The organism is Candidatus Poribacteria bacterium, assembly GCA_028820845.1.
Classification (GTDB): Bacteria; Poribacteria; WGA-4E; order WGA-4E; family WGA-3G; genus WGA-3G.
In genome coordinates, this window is record JAPPII010000015.1 from 31,544 (window position 1) to 47,041 (window position 15,498).

At 47.4% G+C, this 15,498-nt stretch carries 13 protein-coding genes; 4 read left to right on the forward strand and 9 right to left on the reverse strand.

Annotation, left to right across the window (positions count from 1 at the left end; genetic code table 11):
* Positions 1-40: 40 nt before the first annotated feature.
* From raiA to OXN25_04000, 7 genes are all read right to left on the reverse strand, one after another.
* On the reverse strand, positions 41-601 hold the full coding sequence (gene raiA, locus OXN25_03970; protein MDE0424011.1) for a ribosome-associated translation inhibitor RaiA: 561 nt from the start codon (positions 599-601) through the stop codon (positions 41-43).
* A 26-nt stretch (positions 602-627) separates the two neighbouring features.
* Positions 628-2,502: an RNA polymerase factor sigma-54 gene (gene rpoN / locus OXN25_03975; GenBank protein MDE0424012.1), complete on the reverse strand. Its 1,875-nt coding sequence runs from the start codon at positions 2,500-2,502 to the stop codon at positions 628-630.
* A 294-nt stretch (positions 2,503-2,796) separates the two neighbouring features.
* Positions 2,797-3,561 carry an LPS export ABC transporter ATP-binding protein gene (lptB, locus tag OXN25_03980; protein MDE0424013.1) on the reverse strand — a complete coding sequence of 255 codons (765 nt, stop codon included), beginning with the start codon at positions 3,559-3,561 and terminating at the stop codon, positions 2,797-2,799.
* A 26-nt stretch (positions 3,562-3,587) separates the two neighbouring features.
* On the reverse strand, positions 3,588-3,725 hold the full coding sequence (locus OXN25_03985) for a hypothetical protein (GenBank protein MDE0424014.1): 138 nt from the start codon (positions 3,723-3,725) through the stop codon (positions 3,588-3,590).
* Between the two features lie 6 nt (positions 3,726-3,731).
* The gene (gene lptC, locus OXN25_03990) at positions 3,732-4,589 is read right to left on the reverse strand and encodes an LPS export ABC transporter periplasmic protein LptC (protein ID MDE0424015.1); all 858 of its coding nucleotides are present in this window, start codon (positions 4,587-4,589) and stop codon (positions 3,732-3,734) included.
* Positions 4,555-5,229 (reverse strand): LPS export ABC transporter periplasmic protein LptC, encoded by a 675-nt coding sequence (gene lptC, locus OXN25_03995; GenBank protein ID MDE0424016.1) that lies wholly within the window; start codon positions 5,227-5,229, stop codon positions 4,555-4,557. Before lptC (OXN25_03995) ends, lptC (OXN25_03990) begins: the two co-directional genes overlap by 35 nt.
* Positions 5,126-6,001, reverse strand: a complete 876-nt coding sequence (locus OXN25_04000; protein MDE0424017.1) for a lysophospholipid acyltransferase family protein — start codon at positions 5,999-6,001, stop codon at positions 5,126-5,128. The genes lptC (OXN25_03995) and OXN25_04000 overlap by 104 nt, the downstream gene beginning before the upstream one ends.
* Positions 6,002-6,155: 154 nt before the next feature.
* On the opposite strand from OXN25_04000, the gene OXN25_04005 reads away from it, so the two are divergent.
* Entirely contained in the window at positions 6,156-7,469 is a 1,314-nt protein-coding gene (locus tag OXN25_04005) for an MATE family efflux transporter (GenBank protein MDE0424018.1), read from the forward strand.
* Positions 7,470-7,478: 9 nt separating this feature from the next.
* Here the strand turns inward: OXN25_04005 and OXN25_04010 are convergent, their stop codons facing one another.
* A complete protein-coding gene (locus OXN25_04010) occupies positions 7,479-9,104 on the reverse strand; it encodes a sulfatase-like hydrolase/transferase (protein MDE0424019.1) in 1,626 nt (541 codons plus the stop codon).
* Positions 9,105-9,433: 329 nt separating this feature from the next.
* Here OXN25_04010 and OXN25_04015 point away from each other — a divergent pair, with 329 nt between their 5' ends.
* On the forward strand, positions 9,434-10,285 hold the full coding sequence (locus OXN25_04015) for a sugar phosphate isomerase/epimerase (protein MDE0424020.1): 852 nt from the start codon (positions 9,434-9,436) through the stop codon (positions 10,283-10,285).
* A gap of 384 nt (positions 10,286-10,669) precedes the next feature.
* Positions 10,670-13,633, forward strand: coding sequence for a M28 family peptidase (locus tag OXN25_04020; protein ID MDE0424021.1), 2,964 nt, complete (start codon positions 10,670-10,672; stop codon positions 13,631-13,633).
* Positions 13,634-13,709: 76 nt separating this feature from the next.
* Here OXN25_04020 and OXN25_04025 read toward each other — a convergent pair whose 3' ends face one another.
* On the reverse strand, positions 13,710-14,825 hold the full coding sequence (locus OXN25_04025) for an endonuclease/exonuclease/phosphatase family protein (protein MDE0424022.1): 1,116 nt from the start codon (positions 14,823-14,825) through the stop codon (positions 13,710-13,712).
* A 229-nt stretch (positions 14,826-15,054) separates the two neighbouring features.
* Here OXN25_04025 and OXN25_04030 point away from each other — a divergent pair, with 229 nt between their 5' ends.
* Positions 15,055-15,495, forward strand: a complete 441-nt coding sequence (locus OXN25_04030) for an SAM-dependent chlorinase/fluorinase (GenBank protein ID MDE0424023.1) — start codon at positions 15,055-15,057, stop codon at positions 15,493-15,495.
* The last annotated feature ends 3 nt before the right edge of the window (positions 15,496-15,498 follow it).

The following is a 15,498-nucleotide window of genomic DNA, read 5'->3' on the forward strand; positions in this document are numbered from 1 at the left end:
GAAGACCTTTCTTTCCAATACTGGTTTTCGAGGGGCATCCTTAAGCGAAGAGTGGCTCTACCCATCCGTATGTCCCTTTTGCCATTTCATAAAGCAGATTTACCTGACGCGTCTCGGCGTTCAGAAACAGAAGAAACCCTGCATTTGAGGCTTGAAGTTCTGTTGCAGCCTCCGCAACAGTGAGCGGTTTAGCAGCAAACTTCTCTTGCGTTGCCACAATCGCCGGCGTTTCTTCAGACACATCAACTTCCAAAGGCATTTCTTCACCATTTGGATTGAGCCGCGCGACGACTTCTCGGTGTGGTGCGATATTTCTTCGGTCCTTTACTCTGTCCCTATAACGACGAATTTGGCTAACAATCTTATCTGCTGCGCTATCGATTGCCGAGACGACTTCATCCGTATGGCTCTTCGCATAGAACGATACACGTGGGGCTGTGACCATCATCTCAGCGTCAAACCGATGCTTTTCTGCCTTAAGGACAACATTTAACTCGTGCATGCCTCCAAAACGGGTTTCAATTTTATCGGCGCGTTTCAGGATATGCGCATGAAGATCGTCGGTAATTTTTAAATTGTGTCCGGAATAAGTTACTTTCATTTTCAGCCTCCTATTTTCTATTAGGGTCAATTAAACCGAGAAACACCACGGGCAGAAGACCTTGCACGCGATGTGGGGATACCCAATTCGTCGCGGTATTTCTGAATCGTCCGCCTCGCGATTCGGATCCCTTTTGCTTTCAAAATATTACTGATTGCCTGATCACTGAGAGGTTTTGCGGGGGCTTCTTCACGAATCATTTCTTGAATCAGACCTTTCACCTGCTTGGCAGAAACACCTTCGCCTTGGGTCGTTGAGAGTTCGTTGCTGAAGAAAAATCGCAATGGATACATACCGTGTGGGGTTTGCACATACTTATTGCTCGTTACACGGCTGACTGTTGACTCATGGATGCCGAGTTTTTCAGCGATTGTTCTCAGCGTTAGCGGTTTAATACCCTTAACGCCTTGCGTTAGGAATTCGGTTTGTATCTCAAAGATGGTTTCAGTGACGCGAGCGATTGTGCTGCCACGTTGTGAAAGGCTGCTGAGCAAATTTGCTGCGTCACGATACCGTTTTTCTATCCATTCCTTTGCCTCAGCATCTAACGTCTCTTGGTGCTTTTGCAGGATATTCAGATAGTACGGATTTATCTGGAGTCTCGGGACGTAATTATCCACGGACACAGCCTGATATTTTCCATCAAGGTATTGTATCTCCACATCGGGTGTAACGGTTTCGGTGAGGGGCCCCTTTTTCAGCGTGCGCGTCGCTGGATCCGCGAAGTAGCGACCTGGGTATGGCGATAAGGTTCGTATCCACTGTGCGGCTTCGTCAATCTCTGTGATGTCAACTTTCAGTGCCTCCGCAATATCGTCCCATCGCTGATTAAGAAAAGCGTCAAATTGTTTTTCAACGATCTCTTGGGCAAGATGGTAGGTGGGTCCATCTTTATGCAAAAAATTTGGCACCTCTTCCGTATGCGCTGAAGGGAGAAACACGCCATTCCCTTGTGCATTTCGGTGTCCACCGCCTTGAAGGTTGCGAATCTGGATGAGCAGTGCTTCCCGGACATCCCGATAGGCAATACCGAGGGGTTCAAAGGTATCTTGTATTTTACGAAGGACCGCCTCAACCAATGCTCTCTCACAGCCGACCTCCTCAGCAATATCATCTAAGGTCAATTGATAGAAGTTTAGAACAAGTTTTTCGCTACAGAGCGGTCGCTCGTATAAAATCGTATATGTTTTTTGGTTGTCGTGATCAGTGATTTTCCATGCCCGCTTGATATACCCACCACTATTCTCGACAGAAGGACATGCCGTCTTTTTTTCTGTAATTGTAGCAGTTTTCGAGAATTGGAAGTCACTGCTATCGGTTGTCTTTTGCAAGTTTTTCTGAATAAGGCTATGTAACTCGGCTGAGAGGTCTCCATTAGCGAGTTCTGTTATGAATTCGCACGGCATTTGAAAGAGTTTCAGCTCTAACTGACCATCATCATTTAAATTTCCGAGAATGTATTCACCAATAGTTCGTTCTGTTTCGGAGGTTATAATTTGCGGGTAGGCGAGTTGAAGTTGTTCAGCAAGGTGTTCGTGCAACAAACGCTCTTCGGGCACATCCAGTGAAAGTTCGTCAGCGTCCGAGTATCTGGAATTTGACCGTTCACTGAGTGAGACCCGATCCTCAAGGACAGCCTCCCAATCAATATCGATCTCAGTATCCTCTCGATCGGTATTTTCTTCAGTTTCATTCCATTCAAGTGCCGGGTCTATGTCTTCAAGGGGCGGATCCGTCTCTTCTTCAAGTTCCAAGAGGGGGTTCTGTTCTAATTCTTGCGTGATGAACTGCGTCAGTTCCTGCAGGGGCATATTGAGTACTTTAAGCGCCTGTTGCAGCCTCGGTGTAATAGACATCTTTTGTGTCAACTGGGGAGTCTGGGTAATTTGCGCTTTGTACATTTTTTCCCTCTACTAAATATGCGTGCTGTGTTCAGGACTATGGTAGATCTTAGAATTATAGGACTTACGCATTCCACTGGTAGGTGCGGTTTCTAACCGCACCGGCTACGTAACACATTCCACTGGTAGGTGCGGTTTCTAACCGCACCGGCTACGTAACACATTCCACTGGTAGGTGCGGTTTCTAACCGCACCGGCTGCGTCGGAATGGGTGAATCTCTTTGATTCTGAGTAAGTCCTGAATTAATTGGACACGCTGCACTGTCTTGGAAACCGCACCTACCGGGCTTGGGGCTAATCCCCAGGTGGCACAATAGTTTCTGGCATCTGATAGGAAAAGTTGTGCCCGAAATAAAGATCTCTCGCCGTCTCATTGTTGATGAGTTCTTCGGGTGTTCCAGCAAGTGTGATTTTTCCATCAACAATGATGTATGCCCTGTCAACGATGTCGAGCGTTTCGACAGCATTATGATCTGTAATAAGCACGCCGAGATTTCGATCGCGTAGATGCGAGATGAGCTGCTTAATGTCAGCGACAGCAATCGGGTCTATCCCAGAGAGCGGTTCGTCAAGTAGAATGAAATCGGGTTGTGCCGCAAGGGCTCGTGCTATTTCTGCGCGACGACACTCACCGCCTGAGAGCGTATACGCCTTGCGCAGTAAGAGATTTGAAATGCCGAGTTCATCCGTCAGTTCGCGAATACGGGGTTCACGCTCAGATTTCGGCACCCCTTGCGCTTCAAGAATCGCTTCAATATTCTGTTGCACTGTCAATTTTCGGAAAATTGAGGTCTCCTGTGCAAGATAGCCAATGCCGAGCCGCGCACGTTTGTACATCGGATAGAACGTAATATCCTCATTGCCGTATGTAATTCTGCCAGCATTGGGACGAATCAACCCGACAACCATGTAAAAGGTCGTCGATTTTCCCGCGCCGTTGGGACCTAAGAGCCCTACGATTTCACCTTGCCTGAGTGACAGGTTCACCTCATTGACAACGATAGGTCCACGGCGTGTATACCGTTTTACGAGTCTGTGTGCTTGAAGTTCTATTGTCATGACTTCTAATTTACGATTCCTCACTATTAGTCTGTCACATCTAAACTAACAGGTGGTTCGTAGTAGGGCAATTCATTGCCCGTTTCTGACGTGCGATAAATCGCACTACTACGAACTGGGGTTTCACCATCATTTGAAAGTTGACAGAACACTACGATTGACATCCTTGGTCAATCTGCATCAGTTTCTTCCGCGGCATCCGCACTTTCAGCGTCTTCAGCATCTACCGGAAGTTCTTCTTCTGTGGTGCCATCTGTATTAGATGTTTCAGTATCTGCATCAGTTTGGTCAGAAGTATCTGTGGAAGCCCCTTCCTCATCTGTACTTGCGTCGCCTTCAGCGTCCTCACTCGCCTCTGCCGCTACCGGTGCTGCTTGCGTAACGGTGACTTTAAATTTGACACCGCCCTCACCGGTCTGCCTTCCGGTTGTCCTATTAAAAGTAAAGAGCTTCGTTTCGAGCCGATCCTTCTCCTGTAAGACCACGACATTCTCTTTAAGCACAACAGTATTCGTCAAGTTGTTCATGATAGCATGGTCACAGGTAGCAAAGATATCTTGATCTCGGATCTCCACATTGCCTACAGCAATAACTTCCGTTGTTGTACCCGTTTCTGGATCGGCTTTGAGGGTGATTTTATCAGCATTGAGAAACCCAACTTCAACACCCTGTTCGTCATACCGGATAGTCTTGGCTTCATCAATAAGAATCGTTATGCCCTCTTTCTCGAACCTCTCCATTCTTTTTGAGGTACCGGTAATGGTTTCCGTAGTAGGTTCAGCGGCACTTGCGCCATTCGCATTTTCAGTACCCTCTGCCGCCTGCACACTGTTCTCTGTGGCTGAGGCGACACCATCCGCGCTCGGCGTGGGCGTTTCGATTTCCGTCTCAGCTGCGGTGAGGACTAAAGGAACAATACAGACAAAAAGTAAGAGGCAGCCGGCATAAACACAAAAATCACACAATGTGTCAAGGTGAAATGGAAATCTATGTCTATTCCGGCACAACAGAGGTTTTGTGATATTCATCAGTTTTCTCATCTTTTGGATAAAGTTTAAATTGATTGTTTTTCATTTTTACGGTTTCAAGCGTCGGATTCGCATACATTTCCGTTCCGACCCAGGTGGAATCTCCACGTACAAGCGTCACTTCGTCTGGCGCATACAACCGACCCGCCCGGTTCTGCCAATGGAGAAGCTCACTATACAAAGTACCATCTTTACTGACACCGACGACTTCTCCTGAAAGATGCAGGTTATCTTTCTCACTCCCGGTCAAAAACTGCTTACCCTTCTTACTATTCAAAGTGAGAGAAACAACACCGTCTTCAAAAATCTCAACTGTCGGATTTTCCACTTCAACATAACTGCCGCGGAATGTTGAGGTATCCCCGATAAGCGTCCATTTAAGGACACCCGCTTCCGTGTGCTGTGTAGCGAACCGTTCGAGTTGCTGCGTCGGAACCGCCTCTATGGATTCGTCAGTCGTACCGACTGGGGTTTCTGCACTTTTACAACCGGTCACGCAAAGCAACAAACACAGACCCAAACACGTGAGAATGCAACTAAGGTCGGGTTTTCCACCGTTGATGCATCCAAATCCACTGCGCCGGGTATTGCCGAATGTAGGATTCGATAATTTTTGTGAATTTTTGTGTATTAATAACAAGGTCCTTCTCTTTTCCGTCGGTCCGTTGGAACACCAAGGGTGGTTCAATAATTGCGCGGTGTGAACCATCGGGTTGACGGATAATAAATGTTGGGAGTACGGCCGCCCCTGTTTTAAGGGCAATAGCGACAGGACTATACGGTGTATAGGCAGGTCTACCGAAAAAATCGACGAAAACCCCACTCACACTTGTGTCCACATCGGCGACAATACCCAGCAGTTCATTACGTTTGAGGCATCGAAGTGCCTGACGAATCCCTGTATCCCGATCAATCGTCGTATAACCCGCTTGCGATCGGTAACTCGAAACCAAGGCGTTTAAACGGGGGGAACGCAATTCGCGAACAATAGGGGTCAGTGGCGCAATTGTAGCAGAAATGCTTGCTGCCAGCAGCTCCCAATTCCCGAAATGGCCCGTTAGAATGATGGCACCTTTCCCGTGCGCGAGTGCTTGTTTTACATACTCAGTGCCTTCAAAACTAACATATTGCTGAATTTGCTTTGAATTCATACGCGGAAATTGCATAAATTCAAAGATATTCTTGCCTAAATTTTCAAAGCACTGCTTGGCTATCGACCGAATCTGGCGTTCATCCGTCCAGTCCAAGCTGCGCCGCAGATGCTCACACGCTAACGCTCTTTGCTGCGGTGCCAGCCGGAATATGAGAGCACCTAACTGACCTCCAATCGTTAACGTCACCGAACGTGGCAGTCGGCATACGAAAAATCCGATTAATTTGGCAGTAAACTCGTAACACCAATGCTTCATCATTAATTAGTATACTAAATTTTTACCAAAATTACAAAGAAATTCTTCATTTCTTCTCTTTAGTTACGAAGCGTTTCGGTTATCTTCAAAAAAATAGAACTTGATTTTCATCGCAGTTACCGGTAAACTCTAAAGCAGATATAGAACGGAAACCCCTATGCATACCTCTGAAAACGTCAATAAGCAGATTGTTAATCTTACGATCCCGAACATTATTAGCAATTTCTCCATCCCCCTTTTAGGTGCCGTGGATACTGCTTTGATGGGACGGTTAGAATCCGAACACTATCTGGGTGCAGTCGGCATCGGCGGCATTCTTTTCAGCTTTATCTATTGGGGTTTCGGTTTCCTCCGAATGGCAACCACAGGACTCACAGCACAGGCTTTCGGAGAAAAAAACCTCCAAGAATGCGGACGTTTACTGCTAAGAGCGGTATACATCGGCATCACAGCAAGCTTACTCCTCCTTATTTTTCAACGGCAGTTCGCGGATGTTAGTTTTTCGCTCATTGATGCGAGTCCTGAAGTCGAACACCTTGCCCGTGTTTACTTCCATATCCGTATCTATGCCGCCCCTGCGACCTTATGCCTCTACGCCTTCCACGGGGTCTTCTTAGGCTTACAGAACGCCCATTACCCGATGCTGTTGACGATTGTGGTGAATCTCATTAATATCATTCTGAATTTGGTGTTTGTGAAGTTGCTCGGCATGAAGGTGGCAGGTGTCGCATTAGCAACGGCTATTGCACAATATATCGGATTGCTTTTGGCAATTCTACTTTTCTTCAAACGCTATCGAAGCCTTCTAACGACTTGGAATATTCAAGAAATTTTGGCATTCTCTAAACTTAAACGATTTCTAAGTATTAGTGGCGACATTTTCATTCGCACCCTCTGTTTGGTGTTCAGCCACGCCTATTTCACAGCAAAATCCGCCGCCATGGGGGATACCTTCTTGGCAATCAACACGATTCTACTACAGTACATTAACCTAATGTCTTATGCGATTGACGGTTTCGCTTTTGCAGCAGAGAGCATGATTGGCAAATACAAAGGGGCAAGAGATATGCAAAATCTCAAACGGACGACGCGTCAAATCTTCCTTTGGGCGTTCCTGTTTGGCATTGCGATTACGTTAGTTTTCGCGGTCCTTGGAAAGCAAATGCTATATCTTTTTACAAATCAGATGCCCCTTATTGAAGGGGCGAAGCCTTATCTTATCTGGATAATCATCGCACCAGTCGTCAATGTTGCTGCCTACATTTGGGACGGTATTTTTCTGGGTGCAACTGCTTCTAAGGCACTGCGCGATTCAGCGATTGTGTCAACACTCATCTATCTAAGTGCTGTCTATCTGTTGATGCCTCACGGTAATCATGGGTTGTGGTGCGCGCTAACACTCCTCTTGGTCGCGCGTGGCATCTCGCTGACGCTACTCGCACCGAAATACCTTTTTAGAAGGGATTTGTAGCATAACCTGTTAAGTTGTGCCCTTATAGTTGTCTAAAGTTGTGAATTTTAGAGATTTTTCATCGCTCTCTTTGTAACCGATCCGAATTGCTTTTGCTCTTATAACGGTTTCACCTTTCGGTAAACGCAAAGGTTCTGTATACAACTGCCATCGGACATCTTCACCTTGTTCGGTTGTATACGCAATTGAGGCACCTTGTGTTGAACAGTAGAGTTGCAGCAGCAGCGGTGCGTCCCATTCTCCATCTTCATGCGCAGGCACCGTGCCGGGGTTAGAGGCGTTAATCGGAATGAAAAGGGGTGATGCCGTTTGGGGTTGTATGCCATTAGGATACCACTTCGCTACCATTTCTTCTTCAGATATATGCCCCATATCCCCGAATTTCGATTGCCACCCTGTCAACGTTTCTCGCATCCGTTTAAGTACATTTGCGTGTGCTGCGTTTTCTGCTAAATTGTTGAGTTCATACGTGTCATTTTCCAGATCGTAGAGTTCTTCAGCGGGGCGCGGTGATTGGAACATGGCCAATTGATCGCCCTCTAATTTGCCTTCGGTATGAAGTCGCCACATCTCCTGCATCACGGGATGGTCATTACGGTAAGGATCCCAGAGGAGATACGGCTGTTCGGGATAATAATTTCGGATGTATTTATACCTTTTATCACGTACAGCACGCAACATCTGATACGATAAATCAAGGCGGTCGCGCGTCGCAAAAATATATTCACGTTCCACTTTTTCTGGTCCAAGGAAGGGCTGTCCGTGTAGGTGCTGCGGTGCTTGAACCCCACATAACGAAAGCACAGTGGGACCGAGATCAATCAAACTCACCAATTGATCGCTTTCACTCCCTGGATGAAGCACTTCGTGCCAACGCACAATCAACGGAATTCGGATCCCCGCATCATAGGGCCACCGTTTACCGCGCGGGAGTCCTTCACCGTGATCGCTCCAGAGAAAAACAATGGTATTCTCTGCGAGTCCATCTGCTTCGAGTTGATCTAACAACTCGCCGACCCGTGCATCGGCAGTGGCGAGGTTATCGTACTGTCGCGCCAATGCGGCGCGGGCTTTCGGTGTATTTGGTAAATAAGGCGGTAATTCCACGTCATCTGGATTCGTGGTCAGTGGACGATCTTCCTTTTCCCACATACCACTTTCGTGTGTAACGATTGGGTTAAAAACGGAAAAGAAGGGTTGCCCGTCCGAACGATTTCGCCAGTGCCCTTGATTGCTATTGTCATCCCACGCTGTGATAGGGGGTGTAAACTGATAGTCTGTTTTGCTATTGTTGGTGCAATAATAGCCTGCCCCTCTCAGGTATTCGGTGAATGTTTTCACATAAGGAGGCGGCACAACAGAATACGGCGTAGGTAGGTCCGGTGTACTTTCGTGTGTATGCGTTGTCCGATGGTGATGTGTGCCGATGGAAGTCTGATACATACCGGTGATAATAGCGGAACGACTCGGTGCACAGACCCCAGCCGTCGAAAACGCGTTCGGAAACCGACATCCGCCAGCAGCGAGCCGGTCAATATTGGGTGTACGGGCGATCGGGTCCCCGTAACAGCCGAAACGGGGCGTTGTATCCTCTACAGAGATCCAAAGGATATTCGGGCGATCTGTTGTGTTCATTGTAACTCCCTTTTTTCAGGGCTATTTAGTTTTAAGGGATAAGTTTACTTATGTGAAGGAGATATCTTGATGGATGCCCGAATTTATTCGGGATAGCACACTTTTCCCCAACAAGTTCGGGCTTCCGGACGTAAATTATTGGAAAACTGAATGACCCTGCCCTTTTTTTGGAATGATTGTATGTCAAAGAACGATTTAAGTCAATCTGCTTTTGGAACCTTCGGAAAAGCGTTGCAGCTCCCTTACAGTTATGACAAAAAAGTTGAAAACGCTTTTGAATTTATGCTACACTGCAGAGATAGTACATGCAATAAGGAGAACAACATAAAATGCCAAAATTTGGTGTAAATTTATTACTCTGGGCAGATAAGTTTGATAGAGAAACCGTAGACCTCATTCCCAAAGTCGCGGAGATGGGATTCGAGGGCGTTGAAATCCCAATCTTCGATCCAGACACGGTAGATATGCCACACACACAAGCAGCACTCAAAGCAACGGGTTTGGAACCCATCGGTTGTAACATCATGGGACCCGATAGGAATCCAATCGACGAGGATCCTGCTATCCGTGAAACCGGGAAGGTCTACCTCAAGCGCGCCATCGAGATTATCGCTGAGTTGGGCGGAGATACCTTCGTCGGTCCCATGTATAGCGCAGTCGGTAAACTCGTCGGCAGAGGCAGAAATCAACAAGAATGGGACTGGTGCGTTGAAGGACTACAAGAGATCGCTGAATTCGCAGGACAGCACGGTGTCACGCTCGCCAGCGAACCGCTCAACCGATTTGAAACCTACTTCGTCAACATTGCCGAAGATGCCGTCAAACTCGCGCAAGCCGTGGATAGCCCATATTTCAAGGTTCACCTCGATACGTTCCACATGAACATCGAAGAAAAAAATCAGGCGGACGCCATTATTGCCACCGGCGATTTCTTGCATCACGTTCACTGTTGTGAGAATGACCGCGGCACCCCTGGCACAGGACCTGTGGATTGGGACGGCGTATTTGGTGCACTCGCCACAGTGAACTACGACAGATGGCTTGTGATTGAATCGTTTACACCAGCAGTCAAAGAAATTGCTGCTGCGACGTGTATTTGGCGCGACATCGCACCCAGTGCCGAGAGCCTGGCTACCGACGGACTCGCCTTCCTAAAAGAAAAAGCAGCGCAATACCTATAACATCAGCCCGTTTGTAGTATAGTAGTGCTTCGTCAACTTTGAGTTTGAGGGCAAGTTCGTAGTAGTGCGATTTATCGCACGTCCATTAGCGTAACTCAAGTTGCTACCTACAAGACTTTCAGACATGCAGACCTTGTCTTTCACTCAAACGGCTCGGATTGTTTTACACTTTGTAGCGCAAACTGTATGAAGATTAATTATTTAAATCGGTAATTCCAATTTTCCACAAACTCAGTAGGTGCGGTTTGTAACCGCACCGGACATTACCGAAATATTTTCTAAAACTTCATTTAGTTTGCGGACTTATCGGCACAATCTAACACATTATGCTACAAGCGTGGAACTTTAGGGTAGAAGACTATACCAAAAATCGGAGGGATTGAAATGCGTTGCATCAAATCAATCGGACTGCTCTGTGCGATACTCCTTGTCGTTTCCTTAACGGGCGATGTCGCGACACAGCACACCGACGCAAATGAAATAGAGACCCATGCTGCTGCGGAACCCCAATTTCTCAGCAATATCCGACAACTCACTTATGACGGAAAGCGCGCTGGCGAAGGTTATTTTTCCGAAGACGGTAACGCACTCATCTTCCAAAGTGAACGTGAACCTGATAACCCCTTTTATCAGATCTATTTTTTAGACCTACTGACCGGTGATACACATCGCGTCTCCTCCGGTATTGGTAAGACAACCTGTGCCTTTTTCCGCCCAGGGACCGACGAAGTGCTTTACGCTTCAACGCATCACGACCCTTTCGCGAAGGCGAAACAAGAAGAAGAGCTAAAATTTCGAGCATCCGGAAAAGAACGTCGCTACAGTTGGGATTACGATGCAGCGATGGACATTTTCTCGGCAAATCGAGATGGCAGTAACCTCAAGCAGCTAACAAACGCACCCGGCTACGACGCTGAAGCATCGTATTCGCCTGATGGTGAACGTATCGTTTTCTGTTCACTTCGGGACGCATATCCGAAAAGCCAACTTTCTCCGAAAGAACTGAAGCAACTGGAAGTTGATCCCGCATATTTCGGTGAAATTTATATTATGAATGCCGATGGCTCAAATCAGACACGCTTAACAGACGCACCCGGATACGATGGCGGTCCCTTCTTCACACCCGATGGTCAACATATCGTCTGGCGACACTTCACACCCGATGGAAGTCAGGCAGACATCTACACGATGCGGATAGACGGCTCAAACGTCCAACGGCTGACGGATTTCGAGAGTATGTCCTGGGCACCTTACTTCCATCCGAGCGGCGCCTACGTTATTTTCGCATCTAACAAACTCGGTTTTTCCAATTTTGAATTATATCTCGTTGACGCGAGCGGCAGGCACGAACCCATCCGAGTCACTTCAACCGATGGATTTGACGGACTCCCCGTTTTCTCACCAGACGGGAAGCGTCTCTGTTGGACCTCCAATCGAAACAGCCAAGAGGTTTCGCAGCTTTATCTCGCAGCATGGAATCACGAAGCTGCAGTGGCGGCAATTACCGCAGCACCCAAACGCCAAAATTCACTTGTGCACACGATAGGAAAACGAGTTTCCAACCCTAAACCCTCCAACAAAACAAACATCCGACAGCATATTGAATTCCTTGCGGATGATGCGCTGGAAGGCAGGATGACGGGTTCAGAGGGTGCGAAGCGCGCAGCGGAACACATCGCCACCCAGTTTGAAGCACTCAATCTCAAACCTATTGCCGACGAACAGAGCTACTTTCAAAAGTTCGAGTTCACTGCGGGTAGGCGGATTATCGCCGAAGAGAACCGATTTCATATCACACGCCAGATGCACGGTTCCGAACAGGTGATAGAATTCAGCGTGGAACAAGATTTTCAGCCGCTTTCTTTTTCGCGGAACGGGGTTGTTGAAGGTGAGGTGGTCTTTGTTGGGTATGGATTAACCGTCCCTGGCGAGTTAGGTGAAGGTTATGACGCTTACGCCGGACTGGATGTCCAAGACAAAATCGTTGTTGCCTTTCGTTATGTTCCTGAAGGGGTTGCACCGGAACGTCGTCAACAATTGAATCGCTATGCCGGACTCCGCTATAAAGCGATGCAGGCGCGGGAGCAGGGAGCAAAAGCATTTCTCGTCGTTGCCGGTCCGAATTCGCCAAACGCTGGCAAATTGATCCCACTCGATTTTGACAGTAGCCTCGCAGATTCCGGCATTGTTGCCGCCTCAATAAGCGATACCGTCGCGAAGGCACTCTTTGCACTCTCTGGTAAAGACCTAAAAGAAATTCAGTCGGGGCTTGATGTGGAAAACCCACATTTCGTTGGGCAGTTTCCGTTACCCGATGTCAACGTGAAAATCGTCGTTTCGGTTGAGAAAGTGAAGAAAACCGATCAGAACGTGGTTGCACTCCTCCCACCATCAGAATCTACAGATAACACCGAGTACGTCATCGTTGGTGCTCACTATGACCATATCGGTCACGGTGAAATCGGTTCACTTGCGCGGAAAGGCGAGGAAGGGCAAATTCACAACGGCGCAGATGACAACGCTTCCGGCACGGCTGTCGTCTTAGAATTGGCAGCAACGCTCAGTGAGGCGTACCAAGAACACCCAGAGAAGTTTCGTAGAGGCATTATCTTCGCACTCTGGTCGGGAGAGGAACTCGGACTTATTGGCTCTACGCACTTTGTCAACCATCCAACGGTCCCTTTAGAAAAAGTCGCGGCGTATCTCAACTTTGATATGGTCGGACGGCTCCGTGACAATAAACTTATCTTGCAAGGGGTCGGTTCATCTTCGGTGTGGACGAAACTGATTGAAAAGCGTAATATTCCGATAGGCTTCAACTTGACCCTACAAGCGGATCCGTATTTGCCGACAGATGTGACGGCGTTCTATCCCAAAGAGGTGCCGGTGCTCAGTTTCTTCACGGGTGGGCACGAGGACTACAACCGTCCAACCGATGACATAGAAACACTTAATTATGAAGGGCTTGATCGGATATCTAAATTGGCACACGGCATCATTTCAGATTTAATCAGTGCCACTGAACGTCCTGAATACGTTCGAGTTGAGCGGAGTCAATCAGAGGAAGGGAGCCGGGACACACTGCGTGCATATCTTGGCACAATCCCTGACTACACAACCGAAGGCACTGGTGTCAAACTCTCCGGTGTCCGTGTAGGAGGTCCCGCCGATAAAGCCGGTCTAAAGGGTGGTGACATCATCGTTGAATTCGGTGGACAGGCAATTACCAACATCTACGACTACACTTATGCACTTGACGCTGTGAAAATTGGTGTCCCGATCGAAGTTGTTGTCCTACGAGACGGAACACGGATGAAGTTGACAGTTACACCTGAAGCGCGGAATTAATTTTCCCCGAAAGACCGCTTTTATTATCAAAGTTTTATCAAACTGGCGTTTTTTTAGGGAACCCGACCATCTTCGATTACTCAAACGCGAACTGTGCAACGACCCCCGCATGATCGGAGGGCCATAACCCAGAGGCTAACCGATCAGAAGGTTTATCCCCTATAGTATGTGTCATAACAGAAGCAGGCAGCTCCAAATTACGGACGAAAATCTGGTCAATTCGGACAGAGTGGTCACTTACTTCATTCAGGAGGTTGTCGTCCTGACAACAAGTGTTGCCAGTTCCCTCGGAATCCATCTGCCAAATATCAATATATCCCGCCGATAGCAAAATTTGATAAGCAGCGCCGTTAGGTGCTCTTGTATTGAAGTCCCCTAATACAATAACCGGTAAGGTTTCGTCGCTCAGGATATCCACGAGTTCTTGCATTTGCGCAACTCGCAATTCCGGTGAGAACGCCTCTAAGTGTGTGTTTACAAAACGATACGTGACCCCGTTAACGGTCGCATCTACGGCAGCGTACCCTCTTGGAATTTCAAGAGCGAGCATCTCAATTGTCAGCGTGCTGGTATAATTTGCAGCGACAGGACGCGATACAGCAACATCACCGCGCGCCAAAATTACATCAGAATCGGTTAAGCGAGCATCTACAATGCCGGTCTCCGCGAACATTGGCATTTCAACATCAACGTTTTGGACCTGGGCAGCGATTTTATAGTCTAAACCTTCTGCTTGAAGTGCATCCATCAAGACTTGTAGAAAGTCTATGACGACATCTTCAGCAGGAACCGTCCCACCGGCAATCCGATCACCTGGGTTTTGCGTGCGAATGAGCGAGACCTCTTGTAAGCCGATAAGGTGCGGCCGATACGGTTTTATAGATTTGGCGATCGCTGCGGCGCGTCCTGGAAAATCGGAGGCTATGACGCTATCGTACACGTTCGCAACTTCTGTCGGAACCTGTAATAGATTCTGCACGGACAAAACCGTCCCTACACTGCCGCCGACATAAACGTTGTAGGTCATCACTGTGAGTGGTTCTGCATCTGGGCCCCTGGCATCTGGTATCATCGGCATCTGTACTTTTTCACAACTTGAAAAACTCAACAGGATTGTAAATGACAGAATCAAGATTCCGATGAAATGGACAGGTCTTGAAAATCTATTATAAAGACTCATTTTTTTTGACATATTCATCTCCAACACTTCAATTTTATAGTAAAACTACTTTGCTAATAAGCGATCTTTCAATCGCCGATGGTATCAACTCTTTATCTTCCATGAAGAAACTCATGCGAAAAAGAAGATACCACAAACCTGCTTATATGTCAACCCAAATTGTCCTGTTACTTCTGCTTGACATTTGCCTGCTATTCCACTATACTTAAGGCAGTTTTAAAAAATTTACGGAGGTAGTGTAATGAAATTCTATTATCAATCCTGCTTGCATTATTGGAAGTTAGCACTTATAGGCACACTTATGACAACAGTATTCCTTATTGGATGCAGTCAAAAAACGAGTGCGCCGGAGTCCTCTCAACTGACATCGCTCACTGCGATAATTACCGAAATTGATGACCACGGTAACGCTGTGACTGATTTGGTAATCGCGCCGTTTACCGAACGCGGCTGGAAACTTGGAGACACGCTTGAAGCAGCGTTTGCAACAGGGCAGAAGATTCAGATAAAATACGTTGAAAACTATGGAGACGTTCCTGAAGGGGATTATCTGGGACGGTTCTCGACCTCAACACAACGTTTCAAAATCGCGATTAACATGGGAAACATCGCGAAAACCTTGGAGTTAAGTAATCCTAGCAAGGTAACCCTCCAGAAAGTGGAAACATCTGGAACAGACTGAGAG